This is a genomic window from Nonomuraea sp. NPDC004186 (genome assembly GCF_053603495.1).
This window is the reverse complement of record NZ_JBSGFQ010000206.1, coordinates 1-14,684: the sequence shown is the minus strand read 5'-3', so window position 1 is coordinate 14,684 and position 14,684 is coordinate 1. Positions and strand designations below refer to the sequence as shown.

13 protein-coding genes are annotated in these 14,684 nt (G+C 73.0%); 7 read left to right on the top strand and 6 right to left on the bottom strand.

Annotated features, from left to right (window positions below):
* Window positions 1-702 (bottom strand): MFS transporter (locus ACWEPL_RS62900; RefSeq protein ID WP_452442439.1); only part of this gene is annotated, 702 nt, incomplete at its 3' end.
* Window positions 703-775: 73 nt separating this feature from the next.
* On the opposite strand from ACWEPL_RS62900, the gene ACWEPL_RS62895 reads away from it, so the two are divergent.
* A complete protein-coding gene (locus ACWEPL_RS62895; RefSeq protein ID WP_363964986.1) occupies window positions 776-1,717 on the top strand; it encodes a LysR family transcriptional regulator in 942 nt (313 codons plus the stop codon).
* A gap of 7 nt (window positions 1,718-1,724) precedes the next feature.
* Here ACWEPL_RS62895 and ACWEPL_RS62890 read toward each other — a convergent pair whose 3' ends face one another.
* The 3 genes from ACWEPL_RS62890 to ACWEPL_RS62880 all read right to left on the bottom strand — a co-directional run bounded on the left by ACWEPL_RS62890 (window position 1,725) and on the right by ACWEPL_RS62880 (window position 5,843).
* A complete protein-coding gene (locus ACWEPL_RS62890; RefSeq protein ID WP_363964984.1) occupies window positions 1,725-2,684 on the bottom strand; it encodes a hypothetical protein in 960 nt (319 codons plus the stop codon).
* Window positions 2,685-2,768: 84 nt separating this feature from the next.
* Complete coding sequence (locus ACWEPL_RS62885) at window positions 2,769-4,187, bottom strand: amidase (protein WP_452442437.1); 1,419 nt, start codon at window positions 4,185-4,187, stop codon at window positions 2,769-2,771.
* Between the two features lie 252 nt (window positions 4,188-4,439).
* Window positions 4,440-5,843, bottom strand: a complete 1,404-nt coding sequence (locus tag ACWEPL_RS62880; protein WP_363964980.1) for an alkaline phosphatase PhoX — start codon at window positions 5,841-5,843, stop codon at window positions 4,440-4,442.
* A gap of 224 nt (window positions 5,844-6,067) precedes the next feature.
* Here ACWEPL_RS62880 and ACWEPL_RS62875 point away from each other — a divergent pair, with 224 nt between their 5' ends.
* From ACWEPL_RS62875 to ACWEPL_RS62860, 4 genes are all read left to right on the top strand, one after another.
* Complete coding sequence (locus ACWEPL_RS62875; protein WP_350742907.1) at window positions 6,068-6,427, top strand: luciferase domain-containing protein; 360 nt, start codon at window positions 6,068-6,070, stop codon at window positions 6,425-6,427.
* 90 nt (window positions 6,428-6,517) lie between these two features.
* Window positions 6,518-6,748, top strand: coding sequence for a three-helix bundle dimerization domain-containing protein (locus tag ACWEPL_RS62870; RefSeq protein WP_355195530.1), 231 nt, complete (start codon window positions 6,518-6,520; stop codon window positions 6,746-6,748).
* Window positions 6,749-6,831: 83 nt separating this feature from the next.
* Window positions 6,832-7,602 carry a DUF2267 domain-containing protein gene (locus ACWEPL_RS62865; protein ID WP_363964975.1) on the top strand — a complete coding sequence of 257 codons (771 nt, stop codon included), beginning with the start codon at window positions 6,832-6,834 and terminating at the stop codon, window positions 7,600-7,602.
* A gap of 51 nt (window positions 7,603-7,653) precedes the next feature.
* Window positions 7,654-8,637 carry an FkbM family methyltransferase gene (locus ACWEPL_RS62860; RefSeq protein ID WP_452442434.1) on the top strand — a complete coding sequence of 328 codons (984 nt, stop codon included), beginning with the start codon at window positions 7,654-7,656 and terminating at the stop codon, window positions 8,635-8,637.
* A 26-nt stretch (window positions 8,638-8,663) separates the two neighbouring features.
* Here ACWEPL_RS62860 and ACWEPL_RS62855 read toward each other — a convergent pair whose 3' ends face one another.
* Window positions 8,664-9,302, bottom strand: coding sequence for a response regulator transcription factor (locus ACWEPL_RS62855; protein ID WP_363964971.1), 639 nt, complete (start codon window positions 9,300-9,302; stop codon window positions 8,664-8,666).
* Entirely contained in the window at window positions 9,242-10,348 is a 1,107-nt protein-coding gene (locus ACWEPL_RS62850) for a sensor histidine kinase (protein WP_452442432.1), read from the bottom strand. Before ACWEPL_RS62850 ends, ACWEPL_RS62855 begins: the two co-directional genes overlap by 61 nt.
* Before the next feature lie 90 nt (window positions 10,349-10,438).
* On the opposite strand from ACWEPL_RS62850, the gene ACWEPL_RS62845 reads away from it, so the two are divergent.
* The gene (locus tag ACWEPL_RS62845) at window positions 10,439-13,927 is read left to right on the top strand and encodes a protein kinase domain-containing protein (RefSeq protein WP_452442430.1); all 3,489 of its coding nucleotides are present in this window, start codon (window positions 10,439-10,441) and stop codon (window positions 13,925-13,927) included.
* Between the two features lie 51 nt (window positions 13,928-13,978).
* Window positions 13,979-14,515, top strand: a complete 537-nt coding sequence (locus ACWEPL_RS62840) for a GNAT family N-acetyltransferase (protein ID WP_350742917.1) — start codon at window positions 13,979-13,981, stop codon at window positions 14,513-14,515.
* Window positions 14,516-14,684 lie beyond the last annotated feature (169 nt).

Sequence of the window (14,684 nt, the reverse complement as noted above, 5' to 3'; positions counted from 1 at the left end):
CGCGCCGCCGAGCCGCCGCATGGCGTTGACGTCCCAGACCTGGAGGATGCCGTCCGTGGTCACACTGGCGAGCAGATCGCCCTTCTGGGAGAAGGGCCAGTACGGCGACTCCGGCGTACGGCGGCGCAGGAAGAGCAGCAGCACCGCCGCGACGGCCCCGGTCGCCATCACCCAGCGCCAGTGCTCCACCCCGGAAGCGGTGAAGACCAGCAGCGTGACGGCGATGGCGGTCAGCGCGCCCAGCATCCAGGCCACCCCGCCCAGGCCGGTGAACGTCCCGCGCCTCCTGGACGGGATGAACTCCGTGATCAGGGCGGCCGAGGCCGGCATGTCCGCGCCGATCGCGAACCCGACGCAGAACCGCAGCGCGATGAGCTGCCACACGTCGTTCACGAACAGGAAGCCGAGCGAGGCCAGCACGAAGACGGCCATCGAGGCGAAGAACACCGGCCGCCGGCCGAAGCGGTCGGTCAGCGGGCCGGTCAGCAGGGAGCCGAGGGCCATCCCGACGAACGCGGACGCGCCCACCAGGCCGAGGACGCCGGGGTCCGGGGAGAGCTCGGGCACGATTCCGAGCAGGGCCCCGGACAGGACCAGCAGGTCGTAGCCGTCCACGTAGTAACCGCCGATGGCGGTCAGCGCGATCCTGCGCTGACCTCTGGTCATGCGTCCGGCATCGAACTCCACAATCTCGCTCGTCATATTCCGGGAATTTAGGACAGGCGCAACCATTCGTCTATTGCCATGGCCCGGCTCAAAACCATACGTTTTCCGGATGATCGAACGCCTGGACCTGCAGCTGAGCTGGCTGGCCACCTTCGTGGCGGTCGTGGACCACGGGGGCTTCACCGCCGCGGGGCGCGTCCTGGGCCGCTCGCAGCCCCGGGTCAGCGCGCACGTCGCCGCCCTGGAGCAGGCGCTCGGCGACACGCTGCTCATCCGTACCAGCAAGGAGGTCACGCTCACCGCCGCCGGCGCCAGGTTCCTGCCCAAGGCCCGCGCGGCGCTGGCCGCGATCCAGACCGGAGTGGACGAGGTGCGGACCCTGCGCGCCGAGCTCAAGGGCCGGGTCACGGTGGGCGGTTACCCGGGGCTGAGCGCGGTGCTCCTGGCGCCGCTGATGCAGCGGTTCAGGCGGCTGCACCCCGGGGTGACAGTGGTGCTGCGCGAGGGCGACCCGCTGCAACTGGAGGAGGCCATCGCCCGCGGCGAGCTCGACATCGCGCTGCGCACCTCGGACGTGCCGCAGGTGTACCACAACGTCCCCTCCGCGCACCTGTTCCACGAGAAGATCGTGCTGGTGGCCCCGAAAGGCCACCCGCTGGCCACGGCCTCGCCGGTGGACCTCAGGCTGCTGTCCCAGGAGACCGTCATGGTCACCGGCGACCCGTACGCCGGCTGGGCCGACTACCGCGACCGGCTCGACCGCGTCGGCGCCGACCCCGTCGAGATCATGGTGATCGCGCAGGCCACCACGATCTCGGCCATGGTGGCGGCCGGTCTGGGGGTGGCGATCCTGGGCGCGTTCGCCGCGCAGGTCGCGGTGTTCGGGGACGACGTGGTGACCCGGCCGCTGCCGGCCCCCTTGTGGCAGCGGGAGATCCGCGTCTACCGGAAGGCCGGACGCGTGTCCACCAGGCCGGTGGACGCCTTCCTCGACCTCCTCCACCAGGAGGCCCCGGCCCTGACCGCCCGCACCGCCGCCTGGCCGCAGTGACCCGCCGCTAGGAACGGCGCCGGAAGTAGCAGATCGTGGCGGTGGCCAGGGCGGCGCCCCAGATCGGCCAGAAGCACTCCGGGAGCCAGGCGCCCCATTCGTCCAGGGTGAACCGGCCGGCGATCGTGGACCTGATGTAGGTCAGCCCGGCCACGGTGACGACGATCGAGACGAACCCGGCCGGGATGACCGCCAGCAGGGGCGGCACCCGCCTGCCGCGCAGGCCGGGGATCCAGCGCGGGAAGACCTCGCCCCACCGCTGGGTCAGCCCGAGCGTGAGCACGCCGCCGAACGCGCCGAAGGTCGCCAGGTACGCGCCGGCCAGCCACAGGCCGTCCTCTCCCTGGGCGAGGAACTCCGGGGTCACGCCGAGCGGGATGCCCAGGGCCCAGGCCCACCGGGTCAGGCAGTACACCAGCGGCACCGCGACCGCCACGTACACGGCCCGGCGCCCCCGCTCGGGGGTGAACCAGCGCGCGGCATCCCGGCCGCGACCGTACGACAGCGCCGCGGCGGCCAGGAGCAGCCCGCCGAGCACGCAGACGAGCTGGTTGAGCACCGGCCACGGCCAGGCGTCGGCGAGGGTCACGCCGCCCAGGCTCCAGCCGAACAGCGGCGCGACCAGCAGGAGGGGCGTGTAGGCCAGGCCCATCATGAGCCGGGAGTCGGGGACGACCAGGATCAGGAGCACGGCGATCGGCCAGGCCAGGTAGAGCGGAGCTCGGCCGCCGTCGCCGCGGGCCAGCGCCAGCGCCGTCACCAGGGCGAGCAGCGCGACGGCGGCGATCCACCAGCCGAAGCTCGGCGTCGCGCCGGCCAGGACGGACAGCGCCCCGTCCGGGTCGGGGTCCGAGGCGCCCCAGGGGAAGCCGGGCGTCCCCAGCGCCCACGCCGCCCCGAGCAGGCCGTAGCCCAGCGCCCACAGCGCCGCAGCGTAGCCGCGACGACCGGAAGTGAGGGTTTCCATGCGATCAAGCCTCGCGGGGGCCAGGCCGCCGGGGCCAGATGCCGTTCGGCACCTCTTGACCCCGGCGACCGTGCCGTTCGGCACCTAGGAACGGTTTCCCACGAAGACCGGAGGAGTCCGGTCCTTCCAGGGCATCGCCTGTTCCAGGTGGGCGGCGATCCGGAACAGCAGATCCTCGCGGCCGTAAGGGGCGACGATCTGCACGCCGACGGGCAGCCCGTCGGCGTGGCCGAGCGGCAGGCTGATCGCGGGCTGCCCGGTGACGTTGAACAGCACCGTGAACGGCCCGTAGCCGTCGAGCGACTCCAGCCAGCTCGTCAGCGTGTGTTCGGGATCGTCGTAGCGCAGCGTGCCGTGCGGCGCGGGCAGGCGGGCCAGCGTGGGAGTGACGAGCAGGTCGTGCTCGGTGAAGAACGCGCCCGCGGAGCGGGTAAGCCGGTTCTGGGCGTCGAAGGCGGCGAGCAGGTCCAGCCCGGTGTACTCCCGCGCCGCCCGCAGGGCCTGCCGGGAGACGGCCTCCATCCGGGCCGGGTCCGGCTGTCTGGGGGCCAGGAGCAGCGTGGAGGCGATCGCCACGCTTTCGGCCGCCAGGCTGCGCATGACCGCCTCCTGGTCCACGTCCGGGGCGGCCTCGGTGACGTGGTGCCCGGCCCGCTCCAGCGCGTGGCCCACGCGGAGCGCCGCCTCGGCCACCCGGCCGTCCACCTCGGCCCCCGACCAGGCCTTGGTGGTCACCGCCACCCTCAGCCGGCCGGGGTCGGCCCCGACCTCGTCGGCGTAGCGTCGCCGCGGGGGCGGCGCGGTGTACTTGTCGCCGATGCCGGGTCCCTGGACGGCGTCCAGGAGGTGCGCGGCGTCGCGGACGGTCCGCGTGAGCGCGAACTCGTACGACATGCCGAGCATCGCCTCGCCCGCGTCGGGCCCGCAGGTGATCCGGCCGCGGCTCGGCTTGAGCCCGACCAGCCCGCAGCAGGAGGCCGGGACGCGGATGGACCCGGCTCCGTCGCTGGCGTGCGCGACGGGCACCGCGCCGGCGGCGACCAGGGCGGCCGCGCCGCCGCTCGACCCGCCCACGCCCCTGTCCAGGTCCCAGGGGTTGCGGGTGGGCCCGTACCTGAGCGATTCGGTGGCGAAGCTGAGGCACAGCTCCGGGACGGTGGTCAGGCCCAGCGTGACCAGGCCGGCGGCCCGGAAGCGGGCCATCAGCTCGGTGTCGCGCCCGGGGACGATGCCCGGCAGGGCTCGGCTGCCGAGAGTGAACGGCACCCCCTCGGCCACCGGCCCGTGGTCCTTGATCAGGAACGGCACCCCGGCGAACGGGCCGTCCCCGGCATGGTCCAGCGCCGGCCTAAAAATTGGCAGGGCCAGGCCGTTGACCTGCGCGTCCGCCTGCTCCAGGGCCCGCCTGGCGGTGGCCTCGACCTCGCCGGCGGTGACCTCGCCCGACCTGATCAGATCCGCGATCCCGACGGCGTCGTACCTTGCGTATTCATGGAGCTCCATGAAGAGCCTCCTTCTGAGCGTCCTCGATCACATGTGGCGGTGGGCGGCGCCCGGGGCGCCGCCGATGACGAACAGCCTGAACAGCGGCGATGGCCGCGACTCGGGGGCCATCCCCTGCTGTGATCGAGGTGCTTCTACGCTCGGTACATCACGACCCATGGTGGCGGGTGCCGCCCAGGGCCGTCGAGCGGTTTTCCCCGCGACCGGGGTCCTCCCGGCGCACGGCTCGTGCGCCGGGAGGGCGGGCCGGCGTCAGTCGGCGGCGTGCCCGGAGCGCTTCCACGGGCCGGTGATGGCGAACACGTGGCCGGGCGACTGGATGTTGGCGAACAGGATGCGGCCGTCGGCGCTGAAGGTCGGGCCGGTGAACTCGCTGTCGTTGAGGTCGTTGCGGGCCAGCGGGTACGACTTGCCCTGCGCGCTGACGCCCACCAGGTGCTGGATGCCCTCACCGTCTTCGGCGAGGATCACCCCGCCGTACGGGGAGACCGTGATGTTGTCGGGTCCGTCGTAGTTGGTGTCCTGGCTCGGGTCGGGGTTGACGCCGAAGATGACCTTGAGCGTGACCGTCTCGGTGCGGGGGTCGTAGAACCACACCTGGCCGTCGTGCTCGTTGACGCTGCCGTCGGTGTGCCGGGCGAAGCTGGCCACGAAGTACGCGCCGCCGTCGCCCCACCAGGCGCCCTCCAGCTTGCGGCTGCGGGTGACCTGGTCGTTGGCGAACTGCAGGCGCACCGACTGGGCCTTCGCGTCACGGTCGGGCACCTCGACCCAGCGGGCCTTGAAGCGCGTGCCCGGCTCGGTCGCCTCCGACAGGTCGGCGATGTGCGTGTCGTCCCGGTAGCAGCTCAGCGCCTCCAGCTTGCCCGCGGTGTCGCCGCCCTCGGACAGCGCCAGCGCCCGCAGCGCGCCCTTGCGGCCGTGGAACTTCCTCGGCGGGGTCCACCGGTAGTAGAGCCCGTTCGGCCCGCCGGCGTCCTCGGTCAGGTAGATCGCCGACGTCCTCGGGTCGACGGCGACGGCCTCGTGCGAGTAGCGGCCGAGGAACTTCAGCGGCACCGGGTCCTGGTTGGCCTCGCGGTCGAACGGGTCGACCTCGAAGACGTAACCGTGGTCCTTCTGGTAGGCCCCGCCGGCGCGTTGCTCGGTCTCCTCGCAGGTCAGCCAGGTGTTCCACGGGGTCTTGCCGCCGGCGCAGTTGTTGTGGGTGCCGGCCAGGCTGACGTATTCGCGGATCCGCTCGCCGTGCGCGTCCACGTCGATGTTCGTGGTGCCGCCCCCGGCGCCGGGGTCGTAGGTGAGGCCGGGCAGCGCCGGCACCCGATACGGCTCGCTGCCTCCGATCTCGTGGTTGTTGACCAGCGTGGCACCCCGGCCGTGCGGGAAGGCCGCGGTGCCGTCGGCGTCGCTCGGGGTCGGCTCGCCGCTCTCCAGCAGCGTCACCCCCGCCTCCGCGACGACGCGGTACGAGAATCCGGCGGGCAGGGCCAGGATGCCGGCCGGGTCGGGGACCAGCGGGCCGTAGCCGAGCGGGGGCCGGGTGGCGGCGAGCGCGGCAGGACCGGCGATGGTCTCGATGCTGCCGGCTAACGCGATGCCAAGGCTCCCCGCCGCGGTGCGGCCGAGGAAGGAACGACGAGAAACAGGTGAGGACACGGGACATCTCCTCTAGCGTCTGGGCGCAGGTACACCAGCCGACCCAACGATGCCACGGAGACGGCCGCCGCGCCGCCCGCAGTCCGCATGATGAACGCCGGATGAACAACCGGTTCCGTCCGGCGCCCTGGTGAGCGGGTCGGGGTTCGAAATTCTCACGACGCGGATAACAGTTGAAGAACGGACGATGGCGGGTCCGTGGTGCGGTGCATCAGCATGGAAACGTGACAGTCATTTCCGCCAGGCGGCGATCGACCGGGCGCCGGGGGCCGTACGTGGCCCGCGCGGTGGCCCAGCTGTTGTCCTGGCCGGCCCTGGAGCTGAGCGACACCAGGCGTGGCATGGCCTTCACCGTCCGCGGCACCGAGATCCTGCGCCTGACCGGCGCGGACGAGGTGCGCCTGTGCCTGACGGAGCCCGCGATCGAACGGCTGGAACCGTACCTGCGCGACTGCGATCAGGTCCAGGTGGACGCCGACCACGCGTGGGTGACCCTGAGGGTCGAGGCCGAGCCGGACCTCGATCTGCTGCTGGCGCTGACCAGCGTGGCGATCAAGGCGCACGCCGCCTCGGAGGTCGCCTGATATCGGGCATGGGCCGCCCGCCCATGGTGACTGATTTATACCGAAAAAGTGCTCTATGGGGCGGGCTTTGGAACGTGCTATGACAAAGTCATGGCGTACGACGAGCGCCTCGAACGTGAGGCGATCCAGGACGTGGTGACCAGGCTGGTCGCCAGATTCACCGGAACGCGTTCGGCCGAGCAGGTAGAGGCGGCAGTGCGGACGGCCTATGACCGATTCGCCGACAGCCCGGTGCGCGATTTCATCCCGGTGCTGGTGGAACACGATTCCAAGGAGCTGCTGCGCGGCTCCAGGGAGCTGCTGCGCGGCGGCACCAGCTGACGGGACCGCCTGACGGGTGACGGTCTCCCTTTCCGGGGTAGCTGAGCCGGCGGAACACGACAGGCTCGGCGCGGGGAGCGGGGATGTACTACGACCAGTTGCTCAAGATCGTGGAGCAGCAGACCGGGGCGGGACCCCAGGCCGCCGAACGCGCCGTGCAGGCCACGCTCCGTACGCTCTCCGAGCGGCTCTCCAAGGACGAGAGCCGCGATCTGCTCAGGGAGCTGCCCCCGGAGGCGATGCCCTGGCTCTACACCGAACGGGACCCCGAGACCTTCGGCGTCGAGGAGTTCCTGCGGCGGGTGGCCGAGCGCGCCGGGGTCGACGTCGAGACGGCCGGGCGGCATACCCGCGCGGTCTTCTGGGCGATGGGGCAGGCGGTGAGCCCCGAGGAGTTCGCCGACATGGCGGCCGACCTCCCGGACGACTTCGAGGCCCTGGTCGCGGAGGCCGGACGCGGGTACGTCGAGATCGTGCCGGCCGGGGAGTTCCTGGCCGGGGTCGCGGAACGGGCCGGGCTCGACTACTCGGGCGCGCGCCGGGCCACCGAGGCGGCGCTGGAGACGCTCGCCGAGCGCATCGCCCCGGGCAAGGTCGAGGACCTGGTCGGCCAGCTGCCCGTCCAGCTGCACGCGCCGCTGAAGCGCGGAGTGGGCGGGGGTTCCGGCCGGGAGCTCCCGCTGGAGGAGTTCGTCCGCCGGATCGCCACGCGCGAGGGCGTCTCCCCCGAGCGGGCTCGCGAGCACGCCAAGGCGGTCTTCACCATGCTGCGCGAGTCGATCGCCGGCGAGGAGTACGCCGACCTGGCGGGCCGGCTGCCCGACGAATACCGGACCCTGCTACCACGTCCCTGACAATCACCATTTACACGAATATTTGGCGACTGTTCGAGCAGAATGCCTGTCATGGTCACCTTGATCAAGCGGCTACGGCAGGGGCTCGCCATCCGGGTGATGCGGGCGGCCAGGGCGGCGAACCGGAGTCCCCTGGCCCGCAGGCTCCTGCGCGGTCGCAGCATCCGGCGCTTCGCCCTGGTCAACCGGCTCTACCACACGGTGTTCCGGCTGGGGGTGGCCACCGGCGACCGCGACGCCGAGGCGCGTTACCGGGGCGTCGTGCTGACCGGCCCCGCGTGGGACGCGACGATCATGCCTTCGGTCTCGGCGGGGTACTACGAGGAGTTCGAGGTCGGCGTCTTCGAGCGGCTGGCCTCGATCAGCCGTTCCGTCCTCGACGTGGGGGCGAACATCGGCGTCTACACCTGCACCGGCGCGGCGCGCCTGCCCGAGGACGGCAGCCTGATCGCCTTCGAGCCGGTGCCGGAGAACATCGGTTACCTGCGGCGCAACGTGGAGCGCAACGACCTCGCCGCCCGCGTGACCATCGAGCCCGTGGCCGTGGGGGCGGCGCCGGGCCGGCTGACCGTGCACCTGTCGGGCGAGCAGACGGGCAAGCACTCGGCCGCCGCGGCGAACGTCGGCACCGCCGCCGGCACCCTCACCATGCCCATGACCTCGATCGACGCCTACCTCGCCGACAGCGGCCTGGGCCCGCCCGACCTCATCAAGATCGACGTCGAGGGGTACGAGGGCTTCGTGCTGCAGGGCGCGGCCGAGAGCCTGGCCGCGCTGCCGGCGCTGCTGTTCGAGGTGCATCCCGAGCTCCAGGAGAACTGCGGCTGCGCCGCGGGCGAGCTGCTCGACCTCGTCTTCGACCGCTACCCCTGGGTCTTCGTGATCGACGAGCTGGACAACGTCCTGCGGCCGTGCACGCGGGCCGAGCTCGACGACCCGCACGCGATCGGCCTCTACCGCTCCAACCTCGCCGCCGTCGGCAGGCCGGAGCACCTCGACGCGTTGCGGCAGTGGCACGGCCTCGGCTCACCCTGAGGGATCACTGAGGGATCACTGAGGGATCACGGCTCGGCCCTGCCGGTGGCCCAGGCCCACGCGGCGATGGCGACCCGGTTCCTGGCGTCGATCTTGCGCTGGATCGCGGCGATGTGGTTCTTGACCGTGCCCGGCGCGAGGAAGAGCTCCGCGGCGATCTCGGCGTTGGTCCTGCCGTGCGCCACCATCGCCACGATCTCGTCCTCGCGCTCGGTGAGGACGACGTGCGGCGCCGCGGGGGGTGTCTCGGGCAGGCCGCGCTGCCGGAGCAGCCGGACGGTGAGCTGGGGGCTGATGAGCATGTCGCCGTTCATCGCGGCCCGGACGGCCTCGACGAGCAGCGCGGGGCCGGAGCGCTTGAGGATGAATCCTGAGGCGCCGTGCCGCAACGCCGCGTCGACGTACTCGTCCAGCCCGAACGTGGTGACGATCACGACGTGGATGCCGCTGCCCGCCAGCGCGCGGGCCACCTCGATGCCGTCGGCCCCGGGCATGCGGATGTCGGCGAGCACGACGTCGGGCCCGATCGCCCTGGCGGTCTCGATCGCGGCCCGGCCGTCGGCGGCCTCGGCCACGACGGTCATGTCGGGCTGGGCGTCGAGGATCAGCCGGAAGGCGGCGCGGATGCCTTCCTGGTCGTCGGCGATGAGGATGCGGATGGCCACCCCGGCGATTGTGCCAGCGGCAGGCGGGCGGCCAGCGACCACCCGTCCGGTACGGCCCGCGCCACCAGGTCACCGCCCTGCTCCCGGACGAGCGCGGCCAGCGCCGGCAGGCCGGACCCGCCTCGCCGGCCGCCCCGCGTTCCCGCCACGCCGTCGTTGGTCATGGTGATCTCGAGCGCGCCGGACCCGGCGGTCACGGCGAGATCGACCCGGGCCGCCCCTGGGGCGTGCCGCCGCACGTTGGTCAGCCCCTCGATCACGATCCGGTAGGCCAGGGCCCCGGTGTCCGCGGGCACCGCCGGCAACGCGTCCATGCGCAGGCGGACCTCGGCGGGTCCCGCCTCGGAGAAGCGCTCGGCAGCGGCGCGGATGCCGTCGAGATCGCCCGCGGGGGTGAGGGGCCGGTCGTGGTGCAGCGTGTCCAGGGTCCGGTCCAGCATCGACAGGGCGCGCTGGCCGGCCGCCTCGACGCGTTCGAGGGCGTCCAGCGGATCGCCCGCCACCATGCCCGCCTGGGCGTGCGCCACCATCTCGCTGATGTCGTGGGCGACGAAGTCGTGCAGGTCCCGGGCCAGCCGCAGCCGCAGCTCGGTCCGGGCGTCGGCCGCCGCGCGCGCCTGCCGTACGTCGAGGAAGCGCAGGTAGCCGCCCACGGCGGCGGCCAGGAGCGCGCCCAGGCCCCAGAACGCGGACGCGCCCACCGCTTCCAGCCACGAGACCGGGAAGAAGAACCGCAGCAGCCAGACGGCCCCGGCCAGGCCCGCCGCCGACGCGGCCGGGGCCGCCCGCCGGGGCGGCGCGTACCGGACGACCAGGCCGGCCAGCGCCGCGAGCGCCAGCCCTTCGGCCATTCCCAGCGCGTCGGCGCCCGGCGCCGCCTCCACCGCGCCCATGACGTGGGCGAGCGTGACGGCCACGGAGACGGCCGCGGCCAGGAGCGTCAGCTCGGGCAGGCGCGACCTGAGCCGCGGACGGAACGACGTGGAGGCCGCGAACGAGACCGCGGCCAGTGCCGGTACGGCGTCGGCGACCCACATCAAGCTCACCGGACCGACGATACGCGCAGACCGGACACCGACCGGAACTCCCCGCGTGCTCACCGCAACTTTGGCGGATCCGGGGGCATCTAACCCGCCGTGGAGGCGCTGATCGCGGGGGATCCGCAGCAGATCGGGGACTACTGGCTGGCCGGGCGGCTCGGCGCGGGAGGTCAGGGGGTCGTCTACGACGCCTACGACCCCGACGGGCGGCGGGTGGCGGTGAAGGTGCTGCACGCGGCGGGCGATCGCGGGCGCTTCGCCAAGGAGGCGGCCGCGGCGGAGCGGGTGGCCTCGTTCTGCACCGCCCGGCTGCTGGCGGCCGATCTCGACGGCGGCAAACCGTACCTGGTCTCGGAGTACGTGCCGGGCCCGAGCCTGCGCGAGGCCGTGCGGGAGGGGCGGCGCTTCACCGGCGACGACCTGCACCGGCTGGCGACGGCGGTGGCCACGGCGCTCACCGCGATCCACGAGGCGGGCGTCGTCCACCGCGACCTGAAGCCGGACAACGTGCTGCTCGGCCCGGACGGGCCGCGCGTGATCGACTTCGGCATCGCCAGGACGGTGGAGATGTCGCTGACCAGGACCGGCGAGCTGGCCGGAACGCCCGGTTACATGGCGCCCGAGGTGCTGACCGGGCAGCGGGCGGGGACGGCGGCCGACGTCTTCGCGTGGGGCGCGATCATGGTGTTCGCGGCCACCGGGCAGGACGCCTTCGGCGGCGAGAACCTGGGCGGCGTCATGCACCGCGTGCTGACGCACCACCCCGACGTGAGCGCGCTGCCCCCGGGGCTGGCCACGCTGATCGAGGCCGCGCTGGAGAAGGATCCGCGGGCCCGGCCGTCCGCCCGCGACCTGCTGCTGGCGCTGGTCAGCGGCGACGGGTCCGACGTGGGCGGGCTGCTGGCGGCCGGCAGCCGCCGCGCCGGGGGGATGCGGGCGCCCGACCGGGACGACCCCGCGCTGGGCGCGATCGCCGAGGACGCCTACGGCTCGCTCGGCCCGGAGGCGCGCGACCTGGCGGCCGAGGTGTTCCTGCGGCTGGTGGCGGTGAACGCCGAGGGCCAGGAGACGCTGCGGCGGGCCGGCCACGAGGAGCTGTTCGGCGGCCGGCCGGACCACGAGGCGGCGGCCGTCCAGCGGATCCTGGAGGCGTTCTCGTACGTGGTCACCACCAGGGACGGGTCGGTGGCGCTGGCGCGTCCCGGCCTGGTGCGGGCCTGGCCGCGCCTGCGGACGTGGATGGAGGCCGAGCGCGCCGGGCTGGCGATGCTGGACGAGATCAACGCGGCGGCGCGGCACTGGGAGGAGCACGGCCGGCGCGACGGCGACGTGCTGCAGGGCAGCCGCCTGGAGCAGGCGCTGAGCTGGGCGGCGACCGGCCGCAGGCACCTGACGCTGACCCCGTTCGAGCGCGATTTCCTGCGTGCGGGCACCGAGCTGACCAGGAGGCGCAGCCGGCGCAGGACGCTGGTCACGTCGGCGCTGGCCGGGCTGCTGGCGGTGGCGCTGGTGGCGGGCGGGCTGGCCGTGTGGCAGCGCCGGCAGGCCGTCGAGCGGCTCGACATCCTGACCGCCAAGCAGGTGGCGGCCGAGTCCGACCGCATGCGCACCGCCGATCCGGGCCTCGCGATGCTGCTCAGCGTGGCCGCGTACCGGGTCTCGCCGCAGCCGGAGGCCCGCTCCAGCCTGATGGGCTCGCTCCAGCAACTGGAGACGGCCGCCTTCCGCGACCCCCCGGTCAAGGGCATGGGCCGGCGGACGCTGAGCCGCGACGGGCGCACGCTGGTCAGCTTCAGCGAGGGCGGCGTCAACGTCTACGACGTGCGCACCGGCAGGCGGACGGCGAGCTGGCCCGGCATGACCCTGCGCGGGACGATCATCCAGGGCCCCGCGCTCAGCCGCAGCGGGCGCCTGCTCGCCCAGACCACCTCGGACGAGCTCGGCGTCTGGGACCTGAAGACCGGCAGGACGCTGGTGCGCAGATCTCTCGAGCCGACCGGGAACGGCGGCTACGGCGTCGTGTTCGGCGAGCACGAGACGACGCTCGTCGTCACCATGGCCGACGACGTCCCCTTCCTCATCGACGTGACCACCGGGAAGCAGTTCGGCCGGCTGGTCTACGCGGACCGGACGATGGCGCAGACCCCCGCGCCGCTCGTGGATCCGACGGGGAGACACCTGCTGCTGCCCGGCTACCGGTTCGACCAGATCGGCCTGCCCGGCTGGACCACCGAGCGCCCCTTCCCCGCCTGCGTGAGGAACCACGTCCTGGCGGCCTACAGCGCGGACGGAAAGACCCTGGCCTGCTCCGACGTCGCGGGCGACATCGTCCTCGTGGACGCCGTCACCGGGCGCCCGCACAAGCTGAAGGAAACGCTGAACTGCGGGATCTGCCACGACTCCGGACGGCTCCGGTTCAGCGCCGACGGGCGCTACATCGCCGGCTTCTACGGTCGCGACCTGGAGGTCATGCGGATCAGCGACCAGCGGACCGTCCTGCGCTACCGCGCCGAGGGCGAGTTCGGAGACGTCCGCTTCGACCCCGACGGCAGGACGCTGCGCTACCTCGTCGACGACACCGTCATCAGCGTGGACCTCGTGCCGCGCACCCCGTCCGTCGCCGTGCCCGACACCCCGACGCTCAGCCGCGACGCCCACTGGGCGGTGTCCTGGACGAACGGCGCCGAGCTGAGCGTGTTCGACCTGCGGACGCGTAAGGAGGCGGGCCGCCTGCGTGTCGGGGAGGAAGGGTCCATCCTGGGCATGGACGACGCCGGCACCAGGCTGGCCGTCGCCGGCATGGACCGCACGATCACCCTGTGGGACCTGGCGAGCAGGAGGAAACTCTGGTCCAAGCGGGTGGGGGAAGGCGACTACCAGCCGGCGTACGTCAACTTCACCCCCGACGGGCGCAGGATCGCCATCACCCTCCTGCTGGGCGAGAGTCCGTTGATGAGCGTGGTCGTGCTGGACGCCGCCGACGGCCGCGCGGTGGCCGCGTACAAGACCCGGCTGAGCATCGGCCCCTTCCTTCCGGGACGGCAGGTGTTCGTCTCGGGGGACGGCAGGCTCGTCGACGTGATGACCGGCAAGGCCGTCGGCTCCGGGCTCGGCGACGCCGGCACGCTGGCCGTCAGCCGTGACGGGCTCCTGGCCGTCCAGGAGTCCGCCACCCACCGGATCGGGCTGTGGGACGTCAAGGGCCCGACCCCGCTGCGTCCCGTCCTGCCCCGCGCCGCCGGCGCCAGCGACGTCATCGTCTTCTCGCCGGACGGCAGGACCCTCGCCACGTCCACCGACGAGGGCGTGCTCGAGCTCTGGGACGTCCGGTCCAGGCGCCGGCTCGGCAGCTCGTACCGGGTCGGGGAGTTCGCCCCCTCGTCCATGGCCTTCGGCGCCGACGGGAACGTCCTGTACGTCGGCATGCAGGACGGCCTGGAGGCCGGGGCCGTGCGCGAGGTGCCCGTCGGCGACGCGCTGATGATCGGGAAGGTGTGCGCGCGGGCGGGTCGCACGCTCACGCGCGCCGAATGGGACCGGTACCTCCAGGACGTGCCGTACCAGGACGTGTGCGCGGCCCGGTGACAGAATGCATGCCTATTGCTGTTGCGAACTACTCGCAATTAGGCTTCGCGTATGCATCACGACGGACCTGGCATCACCGCGATATCCGCCCAGATCATCGACCTCTACCAGCGTTGCTACGCCGCCCCGCCGTGGTCGGAGACTCCCGAGCAGCTCGGCCGCTACCCCGCCAAGCTCGCCGCAGGCGCCGCCAAACCGGGTTTCAGCGCGCTGACCACGACCGATGACGCCGACCGGCTCACCGGCGTCTGCTACGGCTGGCCGACCCCGGACGAGCTGAGCGGCAACCGCGTCTATGACGCCCTCGTCACGGCCTTCGGCCTGCCCGCGGCGACCGCGCTGACCCGCGGCGCCTTCGAGGTCGTCGAGCTCTTCGTCCACCCCGGCCACCAGGGCCAGGGGATCGGCGCGCGGCTGCTCGACGGGATGACCGCCGGCCGGCCCTCCGCCTGGCTCATCACCGACCCCGGCGCGCCCGCCGCCGGCCTCTACCGCAGGCTCGGGTGGCGGGAGGCAGGCCCGCTGCCGGCCGGCTTCTACCCGCAGTCGCGGGCGTCGGTCTTCACCCTGACCCGTCCGGACGCGTGATGCCCGGGTCTAGATCCAGCCGCGCTCCCGGGCCGCCAGCCCCGCCTGGAAGCGGGTGATGGCGTTCAGCTCCTGCCGACGCCCGCGACGGCGGCCTGCTGGTGCTCCCGCCGCAGCAGGGCTGGCAGGCCGCGCTCGTGGCGTCGGACGTCATCGTGGGCGATCACGG